13 protein-coding genes are annotated in these 14,893 nt (G+C 37.5%); all 13 read left to right on the top strand.

From position 1 onward, the window contains the following. Positions 1-297: 297 nt before the first annotated feature. Genes mraZ through ACPUVN_RS01020 form a run of 13 tightly spaced genes read left to right on the top strand, consistent with a single transcriptional unit; the run spans position 298 to position 14,888 of the window. Positions 298-756 (top strand): division/cell wall cluster transcriptional repressor MraZ, encoded by a 459-nt coding sequence (gene mraZ, locus ACPUVN_RS00960; protein WP_426358436.1) that lies wholly within the window; start codon positions 298-300, stop codon positions 754-756. Positions 757-814: 58 nt separating this feature from the next. Continuing rightward, entirely contained in the window at positions 815-1,756 is a 942-nt protein-coding gene (gene rsmH, locus ACPUVN_RS00965; protein WP_426369775.1) for a 16S rRNA (cytosine(1402)-N(4))-methyltransferase RsmH, read from the top strand. 17 nt (positions 1,757-1,773) lie between these two features. Beyond that, a complete protein-coding gene (gene ftsL, locus ACPUVN_RS00970) occupies positions 1,774-2,088 on the top strand; it encodes a cell division protein FtsL (protein ID WP_426358435.1) in 315 nt (104 codons plus the stop codon). After that, positions 2,085-3,866 carry a peptidoglycan D,D-transpeptidase FtsI family protein gene (locus ACPUVN_RS00975; RefSeq protein ID WP_426358434.1) on the top strand — a complete coding sequence of 594 codons (1,782 nt, stop codon included), beginning with the start codon at positions 2,085-2,087 and terminating at the stop codon, positions 3,864-3,866. The genes ftsL and ACPUVN_RS00975 overlap by 4 nt, the downstream gene beginning before the upstream one ends. Continuing rightward, positions 3,859-5,430 carry a UDP-N-acetylmuramoyl-L-alanyl-D-glutamate--2,6-diaminopimelate ligase gene (locus tag ACPUVN_RS00980; protein ID WP_426369776.1) on the top strand — a complete coding sequence of 524 codons (1,572 nt, stop codon included), beginning with the start codon at positions 3,859-3,861 and terminating at the stop codon, positions 5,428-5,430. Before ACPUVN_RS00975 ends, ACPUVN_RS00980 begins: the two co-directional genes overlap by 8 nt. Then, entirely contained in the window at positions 5,427-6,818 is a 1,392-nt protein-coding gene (gene murF / locus ACPUVN_RS00985; protein WP_426369777.1) for a UDP-N-acetylmuramoyl-tripeptide--D-alanyl-D-alanine ligase, read from the top strand. The genes ACPUVN_RS00980 and murF overlap by 4 nt, the downstream gene beginning before the upstream one ends. Further along, positions 6,818-7,900, top strand: coding sequence for a phospho-N-acetylmuramoyl-pentapeptide-transferase (gene mraY, locus ACPUVN_RS00990; protein ID WP_426358431.1), 1,083 nt, complete (start codon positions 6,818-6,820; stop codon positions 7,898-7,900). Before murF ends, mraY begins: the two co-directional genes overlap by 1 nt. A gap of 46 nt (positions 7,901-7,946) precedes the next feature. Continuing rightward, complete coding sequence (gene murD / locus ACPUVN_RS00995) at positions 7,947-9,326, top strand: UDP-N-acetylmuramoyl-L-alanine--D-glutamate ligase (RefSeq protein WP_426369778.1); 1,380 nt, start codon at positions 7,947-7,949, stop codon at positions 9,324-9,326. Further along, positions 9,326-10,525 (top strand): cell division protein FtsW, encoded by a 1,200-nt coding sequence (gene ftsW / locus ACPUVN_RS01000; protein ID WP_426369779.1) that lies wholly within the window; start codon positions 9,326-9,328, stop codon positions 10,523-10,525. Before murD ends, ftsW begins: the two co-directional genes overlap by 1 nt. Continuing rightward, complete coding sequence (gene murG / locus ACPUVN_RS01005) at positions 10,522-11,688, top strand: undecaprenyldiphospho-muramoylpentapeptide beta-N-acetylglucosaminyltransferase (protein WP_426369780.1); 1,167 nt, start codon at positions 10,522-10,524, stop codon at positions 11,686-11,688. Before ftsW ends, murG begins: the two co-directional genes overlap by 4 nt. 50 nt (positions 11,689-11,738) lie before the next feature. Continuing rightward, a complete protein-coding gene (gene murC, locus ACPUVN_RS01010) occupies positions 11,739-13,154 on the top strand; it encodes a UDP-N-acetylmuramate--L-alanine ligase (RefSeq protein WP_426360589.1) in 1,416 nt (471 codons plus the stop codon). Further along, positions 13,151-14,077 (top strand): D-alanine--D-alanine ligase, encoded by a 927-nt coding sequence (locus ACPUVN_RS01015; RefSeq protein ID WP_426358428.1) that lies wholly within the window; start codon positions 13,151-13,153, stop codon positions 14,075-14,077. Before murC ends, ACPUVN_RS01015 begins: the two co-directional genes overlap by 4 nt. 55 nt (positions 14,078-14,132) lie before the next feature. Continuing rightward, entirely contained in the window at positions 14,133-14,888 is a 756-nt protein-coding gene (locus ACPUVN_RS01020) for a cell division protein FtsQ/DivIB (protein WP_426358427.1), read from the top strand. Positions 14,889-14,893: the final 5 nt, after the last annotated feature.

A 14,893-nucleotide genomic window follows, 5' to 3' on the forward strand; every position in this document is an offset into this window, starting at 1 on the left:
TAAAATATATTAAAGTTATAAATGGGAATTTATCCCTCATTTTTAATTCAGTCTCTCAAATATTGTATAAAATAGTAACAAAAAATTTAATATCCAGTAAAAATAAGGGCTGTAAATCCACAAAAGCCCACATTTTCATAAACTTCCCCTAAAGCCTTTATTTTATTGAGATCTAGCGAGATCAATTTCATGATTCTTTGCTTGACAGAACCTTGCTTTCCTATCTAAACTGTCCAATGTGGATAAAAGTGGGAAAAAGTGGATCAAAACTGATCCACCCAACAAAAAGACAGGGTTATGTTTAGAGGCACCAGCTCAATCACATTAGATAGCAAGAATAGAATCACGGTACCTACGAAGTATCGCGAGGAGCTATTTGCTGATTGCCAAGGAAAAATGGTGTGCACAGTTGATATTCAACATCCTTGTTTATTGCTTTACCCGATCCACGAATGGGAAGAAATAGAATTAAAGTTGTGTGAATTGTCGAGCATGAATCCTCAAGAACGTCTTGCTCAACAAAAATTATTAGGTAATGCCTCTGATTGTGAAATTGATAAAAGTGGAAGATTACTTATCAATGGGCCATTAAGACAACACGCAAGTTTAGAAAAAAATATTATTTTAGTTGGCCAGTTGAAAAAATTTGAAATTTGGAGCGAACAAGCTTGGCAAACACAAATGCAACAAGATATTAGTGAAATGCAAGCCAGCGATATCCAGCTTACAGAAAGATTACTCGATTTGTCTTTATAGTATCAATCGAGTCATTCGGTAGATATAACAATTAACGATACGGTTATTTAATAAAAAAATGCAAATAGATAATTCACACATTTCAGTATTGCTCAATGAAGCAGTAGACGGACTAGCTATCAACCCAGACGGTGTTTATATCGACTGCACCTTTGGTCGTGGCGGACACTCTAGCCTTATCCTTTCTCAACTTTCAGACTCAGGACGATTAATTGCGATTGATCGTGATTTAACGGCTATTGCCGCTGCTGAAAAGTTTGCTGATGATCCTCGTTTTCTTATTGAACATAACGGCTTTGCAGAATTAGAAGCTATTGCTAACAAACACAACTTATTAGAAAAAGTCGACGGTATTTTATTAGATTTAGGTGTTTCATCACCTCAATTAGATGATGCAGACCGTGGCTTTAGTTTTATGAAAGATGGTCCATTAGATATGAGAATGGACACCAGTAAAGGTCAAACAGCAGCAGAATGGATTGCCGTAGCTGATGTTGAAGATATTACTTGGGTGCTAAGAACTTTTGGTGAAGAAAAGCACGCATGGAAAATTGCGAATGCGATTGTTGATGCTCGTGAAGAAACACCTTTTACCCGTACCTCTGAGCTTGCCAAGTTAATTAAAACGGTGGCACCGCAAAGAGAAATTAAAAAGCATCCAGCAACACGTAGTTTTCAAGCTATTCGTATTTATATTAATAGCGAACTTGAACAAATTGAAAAAGTACTAGCGTCTTCATTATCTGTATTAGCAGAAGACGGACGTTTAGTGGTTATTAGCTTTCATTCTTTAGAAGATAGACTTGTTAAACAGTTTATGAAGAAACATTCGCAAGGTAAGCAAGTACCACGTGGATTACCTATTAGCGAAGCTGAGTTACAAAAAGGTAAAAAGTTATCGTTAGTGGGTAGAAGATTGAAGCCAAGTAAAGATGAATTAGAAGTGAATAACAGAGCAAGAAGCTCTGTATTGCGTATCGCTCAGAGACTTACACGATAAACGAGATGCAATAGATTATGGCATCTAAAAAGATCGTTCTAGCATTTGAAATATGGAAAGACCTAAAGCGTAATATTTTAGTACTTATTTTACTTATGTCGGTTCTGGTTTCAGCATTTTATGTGATTTATTTCACTCATATGCATCGTCAAACCACCAGTTCTTTTGAGAACTTATTAGTTGAGCGTGACGAGTTAGATATTGAATATCGTAACTTATTATTAGAACAAAACAGCTTAGCTGAGCATAGCGCGATAGAAAGTAAAGCAGCTAAACAATTAAACATGAAGCGTCCAGACGCTAAATCAGAAGTGATTATTACTTTGCCATGAGCAAAAAAATGACTAAACGAAATGAAAAATACAAGCCTACCACTGTAGCATGGCGTTTTTACGTTGTGCTAGGTGTGATCTTGTTCGTTTATTCAGGTTTAGTGGCTCGCAGTGCTTACATTCAAATTATCGAACCTGATATGTTGAAAGAGCAAGGCGACATGCGCTCACTTCGCACAGCAGCTAAAACGGTACAGCGTGGCTCTATTGTTGATCGTAATGGTGACGAGTTAGCGGTAAGTGTTCCTGTAGAAACTATTTGGGCAGACCCGAAAATAGTTATGCAGAATAAAGCATTAGACATGAAAGAGCATTGGCAAGCATTAGCTGATGTTTTAGATCAAGACGTTAATACACTAACCAGCCGTGTATTACGCCATCCTACTAAACGTTTTGTTTATATCGAACGTCAAGTATCTCCAGCTATGGCGAATTATGTTCGTCAGTTAAAAATCCCAGGTATTCATTTAAGAAAAGAATCAAAACGCTTTTATCCTGCTGGCGAGATCAGTGCTCATATTGTTGGTTTTACCAATGTTGATGATAAAGGTATTGAAGGTGTTGAACGTGTTTACGACCAGTTACTTACAGGTACTGATGGAACACGCCAATACAGAAAAGATGCGAAAGGACGTAAAATTGAAATTTTGAAAGTGGAAGATGCAACACCACCAAAAAATGTTCAATTAAGTATTGATCAACGTATTCAAGCACTTGCTTATAAAGAATTAAAAGGTGCAGTAAAAGCCTTTAAAGCGACATCAGGTTCAGTTGTGGTAACTAACGTTCACACAGGTGAAATTTTGGCTATGGTAAATAGTCCGTCGTACAACCCAAATAATAGACGAAATACAGCGATTCATCGCTTTCGCAATAGAGCAATTACTGACTTTTACGAGCCAGGCTCTACCATGAAGCCATTAACGGTGATCAGTGCTTTAGAATTCGGCTCAGTTGATAAAGATACCATTATCAATACCTCGCCTGGTTATATGAGATTAGGCGGACGCCGTGTAAGTGACCCGCGCAATTATGGTAAGCAAAGCCTTACAGATATTTTGGTTAACTCATCAAATATGGGAACAACCAAATTAGCCTTGTCGTTACCAAAAGAATATTACCTAGATAAGTTTTTTGAAGCTGGTTTTGGTGAAGATACAGGCACCGGCTTAATGGGCGAAAGCTCAGGCATCATGCATGATCGTCAACGTTGGTCTCAAATCGAGCTAGCGACTTTATCTTATGGTATGGGTGTAGCAGCTACGCCACTTCAAATGGCGCGTTTTTATTCTACGATAGCTAATGGCGGTGTTAAACGTACCTTAACTATTTTAAAAGCAACACCTGAAAATAATCAGTTTAATAAGTCAGAGCGTATTTTTTCTGAAGAACATACGCAAGAAGTTGTAAACATGCTTGAGCAAGTTGTTAACGAGCATGTTGAAGCCGCTATTGTTGATGGTTATCGCGTAGGCGGTAAAACAGGTACAGCATTTAAAGCGATGGCAGGTAGTTACGGAAACGATTATGTCGGTTTATTTGCAGGTATAGCACCTATAACTAATCCTGAATTGTCAGTTGTTGTTGTGATTAACGAACCAAGCGGTGATATGTATCACGGTGGTGAAGTTGCAGCTCCTGTATTTTCTCGCGTTATGAAAGGTGCATTGCATTTGTTAAATATCGCACCTGATAAATTAGAAGGCGCTAACGCAGTAAAAGTTAGCCATGTTAAAGCTAAGCCTGTTAAAAAAGTAGAGGATAAAGACAATGTCTAATACACCTCGCTTTTCAATACATCTAGCATTAAACGCTTTTAACATTCCGTTGAATATAGAATTGTCAGAGCAAGAAGAACGTGATCTAGTAAACGACAGCAGACAAGTTAAAGCGGGCGATATTTTTGCTGCGACTTTAGGTCATCTAAGTGACGGTCGCGATTATATTGATCAAGCTATAAAGTCTGGCGCTGAGCTTATTTTAATTCAATGTGATGACATAAGTCTGCATGGAAAAATTGAGCTAAGAAAAGTTGAAAAAGCTCAACAAACAGCGACAGATTCAGAGACTAAAAAGTCTCAAAGAACGGTAACACTTGTTCACTTCTTTGAGCTGCATAAACATTTATCAAGACTGGCAAGTTTATATTATTTACAAGCACACAATAAGCTAACCACGGTAGGTATTACTGGCACAAATGGTAAAACTACAACGAGCCAAATTATTGCTCAATTATTTGAAGGTTGTGGTAAATCGTGTGCTGTTATTGGCACCGTTGGCGCAGGTAAATTAGATGCTTTAACGCCATTAGTAAATACAACGCCAGGTCCTACAGAACTTAATAAATTATTGAATGACTTTGTTAATGACAATATTAGCCACGTAGCTATGGAAATATCGTCGCATGCATTAGATCAAAATCGTGTTTCACCATCAATTCTTGATGTTGCTGTGTTTACAAACTTAAGCAGAGACCATCTTGATTACCATAAAACGATGGAAAATTACGCGTCAGCTAAAGAACAAATTTTCACCAAAGATACAGCACAAATTGCTGTACTAAATGGTGACGATACTTGTGCTCAAGCTTGGTTAAAAAGCTGGACAACAGATTCAACTATTTTTGTTTATGGTTTAAAAGAAGCAGTAAAAGAACATAAGTGTTTTGTATACGCAAACAACATTAAGCATACAGCGCAAGGTGTTGAATTTAGTTTAGAAACGTATGCAGGTCATATAAAAATTACTTGCGTCTTAATGGGCGACTTTAATGTAAGTAACCTTTTAGCGTCTATTGCTGTGTTATTAAGCCAAGGTTACAGCTTAGAAAAAATATCCAAAGCCATTAAAGAATTAAAACCTATTATTGGTCGAATGGAAGTGATTTCATCAGCTAACTTACCTGCTTCAGTTATTGATTATGCTCATACTCCTGATGCGCTAGAAAGTGCACTTAAAGCATGTCGATTACATTGCCAAGGTGATTTATATGTAGTGTTTGGTTGCGGCGGTGATCGCGACAACGGTAAACGTTCTTTAATGGGAGCGGTTGCTGAGCAATATGCAGATCATGTGGTTATTACTAACGATAACCCTCGTAATGAATCTCCAACGGATATTGCTGATGAAATACTACAAGGCTTTAAGTTTCCTGAAAAAGCTAAGGTTATCTTAACGCGCAGTGAAGCTGTAGAAAATACAATAAACACAGCTACAGCAAGCGATATGATTTTGTTTGCGGGTAAAGGGCACGAAAATTACATCGTAATAGGTAATGAAAAACTTGCCTACAACGAGCGTGAATTTGTTCAATCAATTTATGCTAAAAAGGCAATGCTATGATTTTATTAGCACTTTCAAGTATTGCTAGCGCCGTTGATGGGCAATTAGTGGGTGCTGATTTATCTATCGATAATATTACTACCGATACACGTGCGATAAATAAAGGCGATTTGTTTTTAGCCTTTAAAGGCCCTAATTTTGATGGCCACAAATTTATTGAACAGGCTGAAAAGTCAGGTTGTTCAGCGCTTATTGTTGATCATCAAGTTGATTCTCAATTAGCACAGATTATTGTAAAAGATACTCACAAAGCATTAGGTCAAATTGCTGCCTTTGTTAAGAAAACTGTAGCTCCTAAAGCTGTTGCTATAACTGGAAGTAGTGGCAAGACAACAGTTAAAGAAATGACTTCAGCTATTCTATCTCGTGTGGGCAATGTTTTAGCTACTAAAGGTAATTTCAATAACGATATTGGTGTGCCATTAACGCTATTAAGGCTCGAACATAATCACGATTATGCAGTAGTGGAGCTAGGAGCAAATCATATTGGCGAAATTGCTTATACAACTGAATTAACTCAACCTGATGTTGCCGTAATTAATAACATTGCTGCTGCTCATTTAGAAGGTTTTGGTAGTTTATGTGGTGTTGCACGTGCAAAAGGCGAGATATTTGAAGGCTTATCTGAAAATGGTGTTGCTTTATACAATCAAGATTGCAAGTTTGCAGATAAATGGCAATGGCGTTTAGAAAACAAAACCGTACGTCGTTTTTCTTGTGTAAGCGAGTCTGATTGTTACAGCGCCAATGTTGTTTTAGACGATAGAGGTTGCGCAAGTTTTACCTTAAATACTCATATCGGTAATACCTTTATCGAGTTAACTGTACCTGGTAAACATAATGTATGTAACGCCGTTGCAGCTGCACTTATCGCGATAGAGTTTGGCGTAAGTTTAGATGATATACGTTTAGGTTTAGCTGAAATGCAGCCAGTGCAAGGGCGTTCAAATATTCATCAGATAACTGAAAGTATTAGACTGATTGATGATACCTACAACGCTAATGTGGAATCTATAAAAGCAGCAACTGATTTACTGGCGAGTTACCCAGGAAAGCGCATTTTAATTTTAGGTGACATGGGTGAGTTAGGTGCTGAGGCGAGAAGTTATCACCAAGAAGTGGGTGAATATGCTCGTGATTGTAAAATTGAACATTTACTAACGGTAGGTGTTTTAAGTCAGGTAACTGCTGATGCTTTTAATCAATCAAAAGAAACAAGCTGTCATTTTAGTTCGAAAGAAGCGCTAATCGAAGCTCTTCACCCGTTATTAAAAAATGAAGAACAACAAATATCAATATTAATTAAAGGTTCAAGAAGCGCTCATATGGAACACGTTGTAAAAGAAATTATTACCCAATATCAATCTTCTAAAGAGGTAATAGCATAATGTTACTTTGGTTAGCAGAATACTTAACACAATATTTTAGTGCCTTTAATGTTTTTTCATATTTAACTTTTAGAGCCATTGTTAGCACCTTAACAGCCTTAATTGTTTCTTTATATTTTGGTCCTAAATTGATCAAATATTTACAAGATATGCAAATAGGTCAAACAGTACGTGACGATGGACCTCAAAGTCATTTATCTAAATCAGGCACACCAACAATGGGCGGCATATTAATTTTAGCCTCAATTGTATTTAGTGTTTTGTTATGGGCTGACTTATCAAACACTTACGTACAAGTTGTTTTATTTGTAGTGGTGAGCTTCGGTATCATTGGTTTTGTTGATGATTACCGCAAAGTCATTAGAAAAGATTCAAACGGCTTAATCGCTCGTTGGAAGTACTTTTGGCAAACGGTTGTAGGTTTAGCAACAGCTATTTTCTTATATCAATTTGCTCAAACGCCTGAAGAAACATCCTTAGTTATTCCGTTTATTAAAGATGTATTACCTCAATTAGGTATTTTCTACATTGTAATGACGTACTTCGTGATTGTAGGTACGAGTAACGCTGTTAACTTAACCGATGGTTTAGACGGTTTAGCGATTGTTCCAACCGTTATGGTTGCTGGCGCTTTAGGTTTATTTGCTTACGTTACGGGTAATGCAAACTTCTCCGAGTACTTAAATATTTCTCATATCCCATTAACCAGTGAGTTAGTGGTGGTATGTACGGCAATTGTTGGTGCAGGTTTAGGGTTCTTATGGTTTAACACTTACCCAGCTCAAGTATTTATGGGCGATGTAGGTTCTTTAGCTTTAGGCGCTGCGTTAGGTGTTATTGCGGTACTGGTTAGACAAGAGCTTGTGTTATTTATTATGGGCGGTGTTTTTGTTGTAGAAACCGTGTCAGTTATTTTACAAGTAGGCTCATATAAATTACGTGGGCAACGCATTTTCAGAATGGCGCCCATTCATCATCATTACGAATTAAAAGGTTGGCCAGAGCCAAGAGTAATCGTTAGGTTTTGGATCATATCAGTGGTTTTAGTATTAATTGGTTTAGCGACATTAAAACTACGTTAGAAAGATTGAGATAAGAAATAAATAACTCAAAGGTAAAATTAGTTAAATGCAAAAATTAGCACATTACAAAAACAAGAATATTGTCGTGTTGGGCGCTGGCCTAACAGGACTTTCTTGCGTGCGCTTTTTGCAAAATAATAATATTACCTGTGCTGTTAACGATAGCCGAGAAAAGCCAACAGATTTAAGTGCTTTTAATAAAGACTTCCCTGAAGTGACTTTACACACGGGACAATGGAACGCTGAGCTGATTAAAAATGCTGAAGTGTTAATTTTTAGTCCAGGTGTTGATCTAAATGAAGAAGTTATTCAAAGCAGTATAAATTCTGATTGTGAAGTTATCGGCGATGTAGAGCTTTATTGTCAATTAAGTAAAACACCTATTTTGGCTGTTACAGGCTCGAATGGTAAATCGACTGTTGTGTCTTTACTACATTACTTAGGTAACAAGCTAGGTTATAAAACTCAGCTTGGCGGTAATATTGGCGTACCTGTTTTAGATCTTTTAGCTGTTCATGGTTCTGACAATGAACAAGAGATTGATTGTCTTGTATTAGAGCTTTCTAGTTTTCAGCTTGAGACCTTAACAAGTATGCAAGCGATGGCTGGCAGTATTCTTAATGTGAGTGATGACCATTTGGATCGTCATAAAACACTAGAGAATTATACTGCAATTAAACAAGCTATTTACCCACAAAGTCGTGTGGTTGTTGTAAATCGTGATGATCTTGCTACTCAAGTACCTAATGATGCAGTAAAAGAACAAATTTCTTTCGGTACTGATAAACCTGAAACAGGGCACTTTGGTATCGAAGTATTTAATGACATTGCATACCTTATGTATGGCGACGAAAAACTCATTACATTAAATACATTACCTTTAGCGGGAATGCATAACGCATTGAATTATTTAGCTGCTTTAGCTTTAGGGGTAAATGCAGGTTGGTCGTTACCATTAATGGTGGAAGCGCTATCAGGGTTTAAAGGTTTAGAACATCGTTGTGAGCGTATTGAAAGCCAAGATGGTATTCAATGGATAAACGACTCTAAGGCTACTAATGTGGGCGCAACCTTAGCGGCTATAAAAGGTTTATCTGCTGTCGTAGGTAAAAACCAAAAGCTTATATTAATTGCTGGCGGTGAAGGCAAAGGCGCTAACTTTACGCCATTAAAAGACGTTATGGCTCAACATGTCAACGTACTTTATACGTTAGGAAAAGACGGCGATAAAATTGCTGAATTAGCTGAAAACAGTATTAAAGTTTCATCAATAGAAGAAGCCGTTAAATTAGCGAGTGCTTCAGTTAAGCAAGGCGATATGGTTTTATTGTCTCCAGCTTGTGCAAGTATTGATATGTTTAAGAATTTTATAGAGCGCGGACAAGCTTTTGTTAAAGCGATTCATTCAGTACAGGAGGTAAGTTAATGACTACCTTCACTGATAACCTTAAGTTTCCTGCGCTTCCACAGTGGTTAACTGTTAAGTCTTCAAACGTTGAAACCTTTGATCGTACTTATATTATTTTAGCTTTTGCTATGTATATGATCGGTTTAGTGATGGTAGCAAGTTCGTCGATGCCCGTTGCTGAACGCATGTTTGGAAATCCATTCCATTTCATTATTCGTCATTCTATATATATCGGTTTAAGTCTTGTTGTTGCGGGAATTGTTATGCAGATCCCTTTAGCTATATGGCATAAACACAGTACTAATTTACTTATTTTTGGCATTGTTTTACTGGTTGCTGTACTGATTATCGGTCGCACAGTAAACGGTTCACAACGTTGGATAATGCTAGGTCCAATTACCATACAGGCTGCTGAGCCTGCAAAACTGTTTTTCTTTTGTTATTTATCGGCTTATTTAGTACGTCGACGTAACGAAGTGATGGAAAACGTTAAAGGCTTTATTAAGCCATTAGTTGTTTTTGGTTTACTTGCTACTTTGTTGTTGTTCCAACCAGATTTAGGAACAGTGATTGTAATGTTTGTAACGACTTTTGGTTTGTTATTTTTAGCAGGCGCTAAATTATGGCAGTTCATCTCTATTGCGTTAATGGGATTAGTCTCCATATCAGCTCTGGCTTATCTTTCTCCTTATCGATGGGCGCGAGTTACTGGTTTTTTAGACCCATGGAAAGACCCATTTGGATCTGGTTATCAGCTAACTCAATCGCTGATGGCATATGGCCGAGGTGAAATATTTGGTGAAGGTTTAGGTAATAGTATTCAAAAGCTTGAATATTTACCTGAAGCACACACAGATTTTGTAATGGCTGTTTTAGCTGAAGAGTTTGGATTTGTTGGTATTGCGGCAATTTTATTACTTAGCATGACCTTGGTTGTCAAAGCATTGCTATTAGGTAGAAATGCAGTCAATAAAGAAAAGTATTTTGAAGGTTTTTTTGCTTACGCTATTGGCATTTGGTTTAGCTTTCAAGCTGCCGTTAATGTTGGAGCAAGCGCAGGGATCGTTCCTACAAAAGGTTTAACTATGCCGCTGATCAGTTATGGCGGTAGTTCAATGATTATTATGACCATTGCACTAGTTGTATTATTAAGAATCGACCATGAAATTAGGTTGCAGAGTATTCAAGCAACCAGTAATGGAGGTCGAAAGAAATGAGTGATAGTAAGATTTTAAATAACGAAAACACTAATGCTGAGCAAAATAGCACAGAAGCAAGCACTACAGAACAAAGTAACAGTAAAAAACCAACCATTCTCGTGATGGCGGGTGGTACTGGTGGACATATATTCCCAGGTATTGCGGTTGCAGACAAATTAAAATCAGTTGGGTGGAATGTCCATTGGTTAGGCACAGCTAAACGCATGGAAGCGACCATAGTTCCAGCACACGGCTACGATATATCTTTTATTAACATTGCGGGCCTACGAAATAAAAATTGGAAAGAGTGGTTAAAAACCCCTTTTAAATTGATGTTATCTGTTTATCAGTCAGCTCAAGTTATTCGTAAAGTTCAGCCAGACGTTGTGTTGGGCATGGGCGGTTATGCAAGTGCACCAGGTGGCGTTGCTGCTTGGATTATGGGAAAACCATTAGTCTTGCATGAGCAAAATGCTGTAGCTGGAATGAGTAATAGATTTTTATCAAAAATAGCGACGCGCGTATTAAGTGCTTTTCCTGGTGCTTTTGATGCAAGCATTGAACATCAGGTGATTGGTAACCCGTTAAGAAGCGACATTATTGCGATTGAAAATGTAGTACCAGAACAACCTGCAAGCAGTAAAAAAGTATTGGTTGTTGGCGGTAGCTTAGGTGCGCAAATATTGAATGTGACTGTACCGCAAGCGATGAAGCAAATAAAGCTTCAAAGTATTGATGTATGGCATCAAACAGGTAAGGGCAATCAAGAAGCTGTTTTAGAAAGCTATCAAGAATATGGCTTACCTGAAGAGAAAGTAAAAGTTACCGAATTTATTGATGATATGGCAGAAGCATATAAATGGGCTGATGTCGTTATTTGTCGAGCAGGCGCACTTACTGTTTCTGAATTAGCGATGGCTGCTAAACCTGCGGTATTTGTTCCATTACCTCATGCTGTTGATGATCATCAAACTAAAAATGCTATGTATCTCGTGGAACGTGGAGCAGCAAAGCTGATCCCACAAGCTGAATTCAACGGAACAACATTAGCACAAATGTTAAATACACTTTTTATATCAGATACCGTAGTACAAAAAATGGCAAAAGCTGCACACGATGCGGCACATGCTGATGCTACAGGAAACGTAGCTGGGATCTGTATAGAGTTGGCGAAAAAATGAGTAAGAAAATGACAAATAATCAATCAAACCAACCTTCAAATACTGTCGGTATGAGAACACCTGAAATGAGACGAGTGAAACGTATTCATTTTGTTGGTATCGGCGGCGCTGGTATGGGTGGCATAGCAGAAGTATTACTTAATGAAGGCTATGAAATAACAGGTTCTGATATTGGTGAAAACCAAGTGGTTAAGCGTTTAACTAATTTAGGCGCAAAAATTGTTATAGGTCATCACAAAGACAATATTAAAGACGCTAGCGTTATCGTGGTTTCAACGGCTATTGATGCAACTAATCCAGAGATTGAGCATGCATTAGCTTTACGTATTCCTGTTGTACGTCGTGCTGAAATGTTAGCTGAGCTTATGCGTTTTAGACATGGTATTGCTATTGCGGGTACTCATGGAAAAACCACAACAACAAGTTTAATTGCAAGTGTATTTGGTGAAGCTAAGCTTGACCCTACATTTGTTATCGGTGGTTTGTTAAATAGTGCAGGTACTAATGCACAATTAGGAAGCAGTCGTTATTTAATTGCTGAAGCTGATGAAAGTGATGCTTCATTTTTACATTTGCAGCCTATGGTTGCTGTGATCACCAATATTGATGAAGATCATATGGAAACTTATCAAGGTGACTTTGAAAAACTTAAAGACACCTACATTGAGTTTCTTCATAACTTACCTTTTTATGGTCTTGCTGTTGTGTGTATTGACAATCCAGTTGTTCGTGAGCTTTTACCAAGAATTGGTCGCCAAGTGATCACTTATGGTTTTTCAGAAGATGCAGATGTACAAGCAACTGACTTTAAGCAAATCAATGGAAAAAGCTACTTTAGCGTGAAACGTGAAGGTAAAGAATTAATGCAGCTAAGCGTTAATCTACCTGGCGAACACAATGTATTAAATGCATTAGCAAGTATTGCTGTGGCAACAGATGAAAATGTTGAAGATGCTGCGATTAAATCAGCATTGGAAAAATTTGCTGGCATTGGTAGACGTTTTGAACAACTTGCTGAGTTAAAAACAGATAAAGGCGAGATGGTCTTAGTCGATGACTACGGACATCATCCTAGAGAAGTACAAGTAACTATTAAAGCTATGCGTAATGGCTGGCCTGAAAAACGTTTAGTTATGGTGTTTCAACCACATAGATATTCTAGAACTCGTGATTTATACGAAGATTTTGTTGAAGTGTTATCAGAAGTTGACTGTTTGTATTTACTTGATGTTTACGCAGCAGGTGAAGCTCCCGTTCCAAGTGCAGACAGTAAAAGCTTAGCAAGAAGTATTAGACAACGTGGCCAAGTTGAACCTATTTATGTAAGCGATGTAAGTAAATTAGACGAATTATTACAAAGTCAACTGCAAGATGGCGACATGGTTATTACGCAAGGCGCAGGTAACATTGGTGCTGTAGCTAAAAGTTTAGCTTCAAGTGTTTTGTTAGGAGCATCTAACAAATGAGTAAAGCGTTAAAAGAACAAAAAATTGCCGTGTTATACGGTGGTAATTCAGCAGAAAGAGAAGTGTCGTTACGATCAGGTCATGCGATTTTTAATGCACTTGTATCTTCAGGTTTCAATGCTGAATTAATCGATACTAAAGGTTTTTGCTTAAGCGAGCTTACCAGTAAGAATATCGACAGAGTATTTATCGCATTACATGGCCGTGGCGGCGAAGACGGTTGCCTACAAGGCGCTTTGGAATATATGAATATTCCTTACACAGGCTCTGATGTTTTAGGCTCAGCGCTTTCAATGGATAAAATTAGAAGCAAGCAAGTATTTCAAGCAGTAAATATTCCAACAGCTCCATTTTGTATAGCCGTTAAAAGTACTTATGAAGCAGCAGATGCTACAAAAATGATGAGTGAGCTTGGTCATAAAGTTATGGTTAAACCTGCTAACGAAGGTTCAAGCATAGGTATGGCTATGGCGAGTAATGCTGAACAGTTACATGATGCCTTAACAAGTGCGTTTGAATATGACGAAGATGTATTAGTAGAAGCTTGGATCACAGGTCCAGAATATACCGTAGCTATTTTAGGTAACGAAGCGCTTCCAGCTATACACATGGAAACGCCAAATGAGTTCTACGATTACCAAGCTAAATATCAATCTACAACAACCCAATATCATTGTCCGTGTGGTTTACCTGCAGAGAATGAACAGCAACTTCAAGCGATAGCATTAAGTGCGTTTAAAGCTACAGGTGCAAAAGGTTGGGGTCGTGTTGATGTTATGCGTAGTGAAGTGAATGGCTGGCAAGTATTAGAAGTTAATACCGTACCAGGAATGACAGAAACATCTTTAGTACCAAAAGCAGCAAAAGAATATGGCTTAAGTTTTAATGAGCTTGTATCTAAAGTATTAGAGATAAGCCTTTAAGGCTGAATATATGGCATGTAGCCATTGATAATTGATTAAAAGATAAAACAAGCATATGGCAACAACGACTACAGAAACTAAATTAAAAATAAACCTGAGCTTTTGGGCGGGTGTTATATTTTTTGCTGTAGTTATCGGCTCAATAGCTGCATTTGGCATGTTCTTAAATGACAAGTTATCTGAAGATGAATCAGCACCTGTAACATCTTTAGTGATCAGTGGTGAAATGGCTTACACCACTAAAAATGATATTGAAGCAGCGATTGAACATATTAACTTTGGTAATTTTTTTAAAGTTGATGTGAATAACGTACAAAAAATGGTGAAAACATTACCTTGGGTTTATTCAGTATCGGTAAGAAAACAGTGGCCGAATGAATTAAAAATCTATGTTGTAGATCAATCTCCGATTGCTCAGTGGAATGGAGATGCTTACATCAATGTATATGGTGATGTTTTTCAAACAGGTACAGATAACTTAACGACAGGTTTACCTGAGTTTTTTGGACCTGAAGGTACCGAAGATATAGCACTTAAAAACTACACTAACTTAAATGAGTTACTTGATTTTGGTGGTTTTAATATCTCAGAACTTGTACTAACCGAGCGATACGCATGGCAACTAACATTGAAAAATGGCGTGATGTTGAATTTAGGTAGAGAAAATAGGGTAGAGCGCATACAACGTTTTATGGATGCTTACCCACATATTGAATTAAAAGAAGATGTACAAATTAATTATGTAGATCTTAGATACGACACCGGCTTTGCAGTTGGGTTTAAATCCATTGATACGAATGAAAGAGTTTAACTTTA

Origin of the sequence: Pseudocolwellia antarctica (assembly GCF_049933045.1) — a bacterium.
In the GTDB taxonomy this organism is placed as follows: domain Bacteria; phylum Pseudomonadota; class Gammaproteobacteria; order Enterobacterales; family Alteromonadaceae; genus Pseudocolwellia.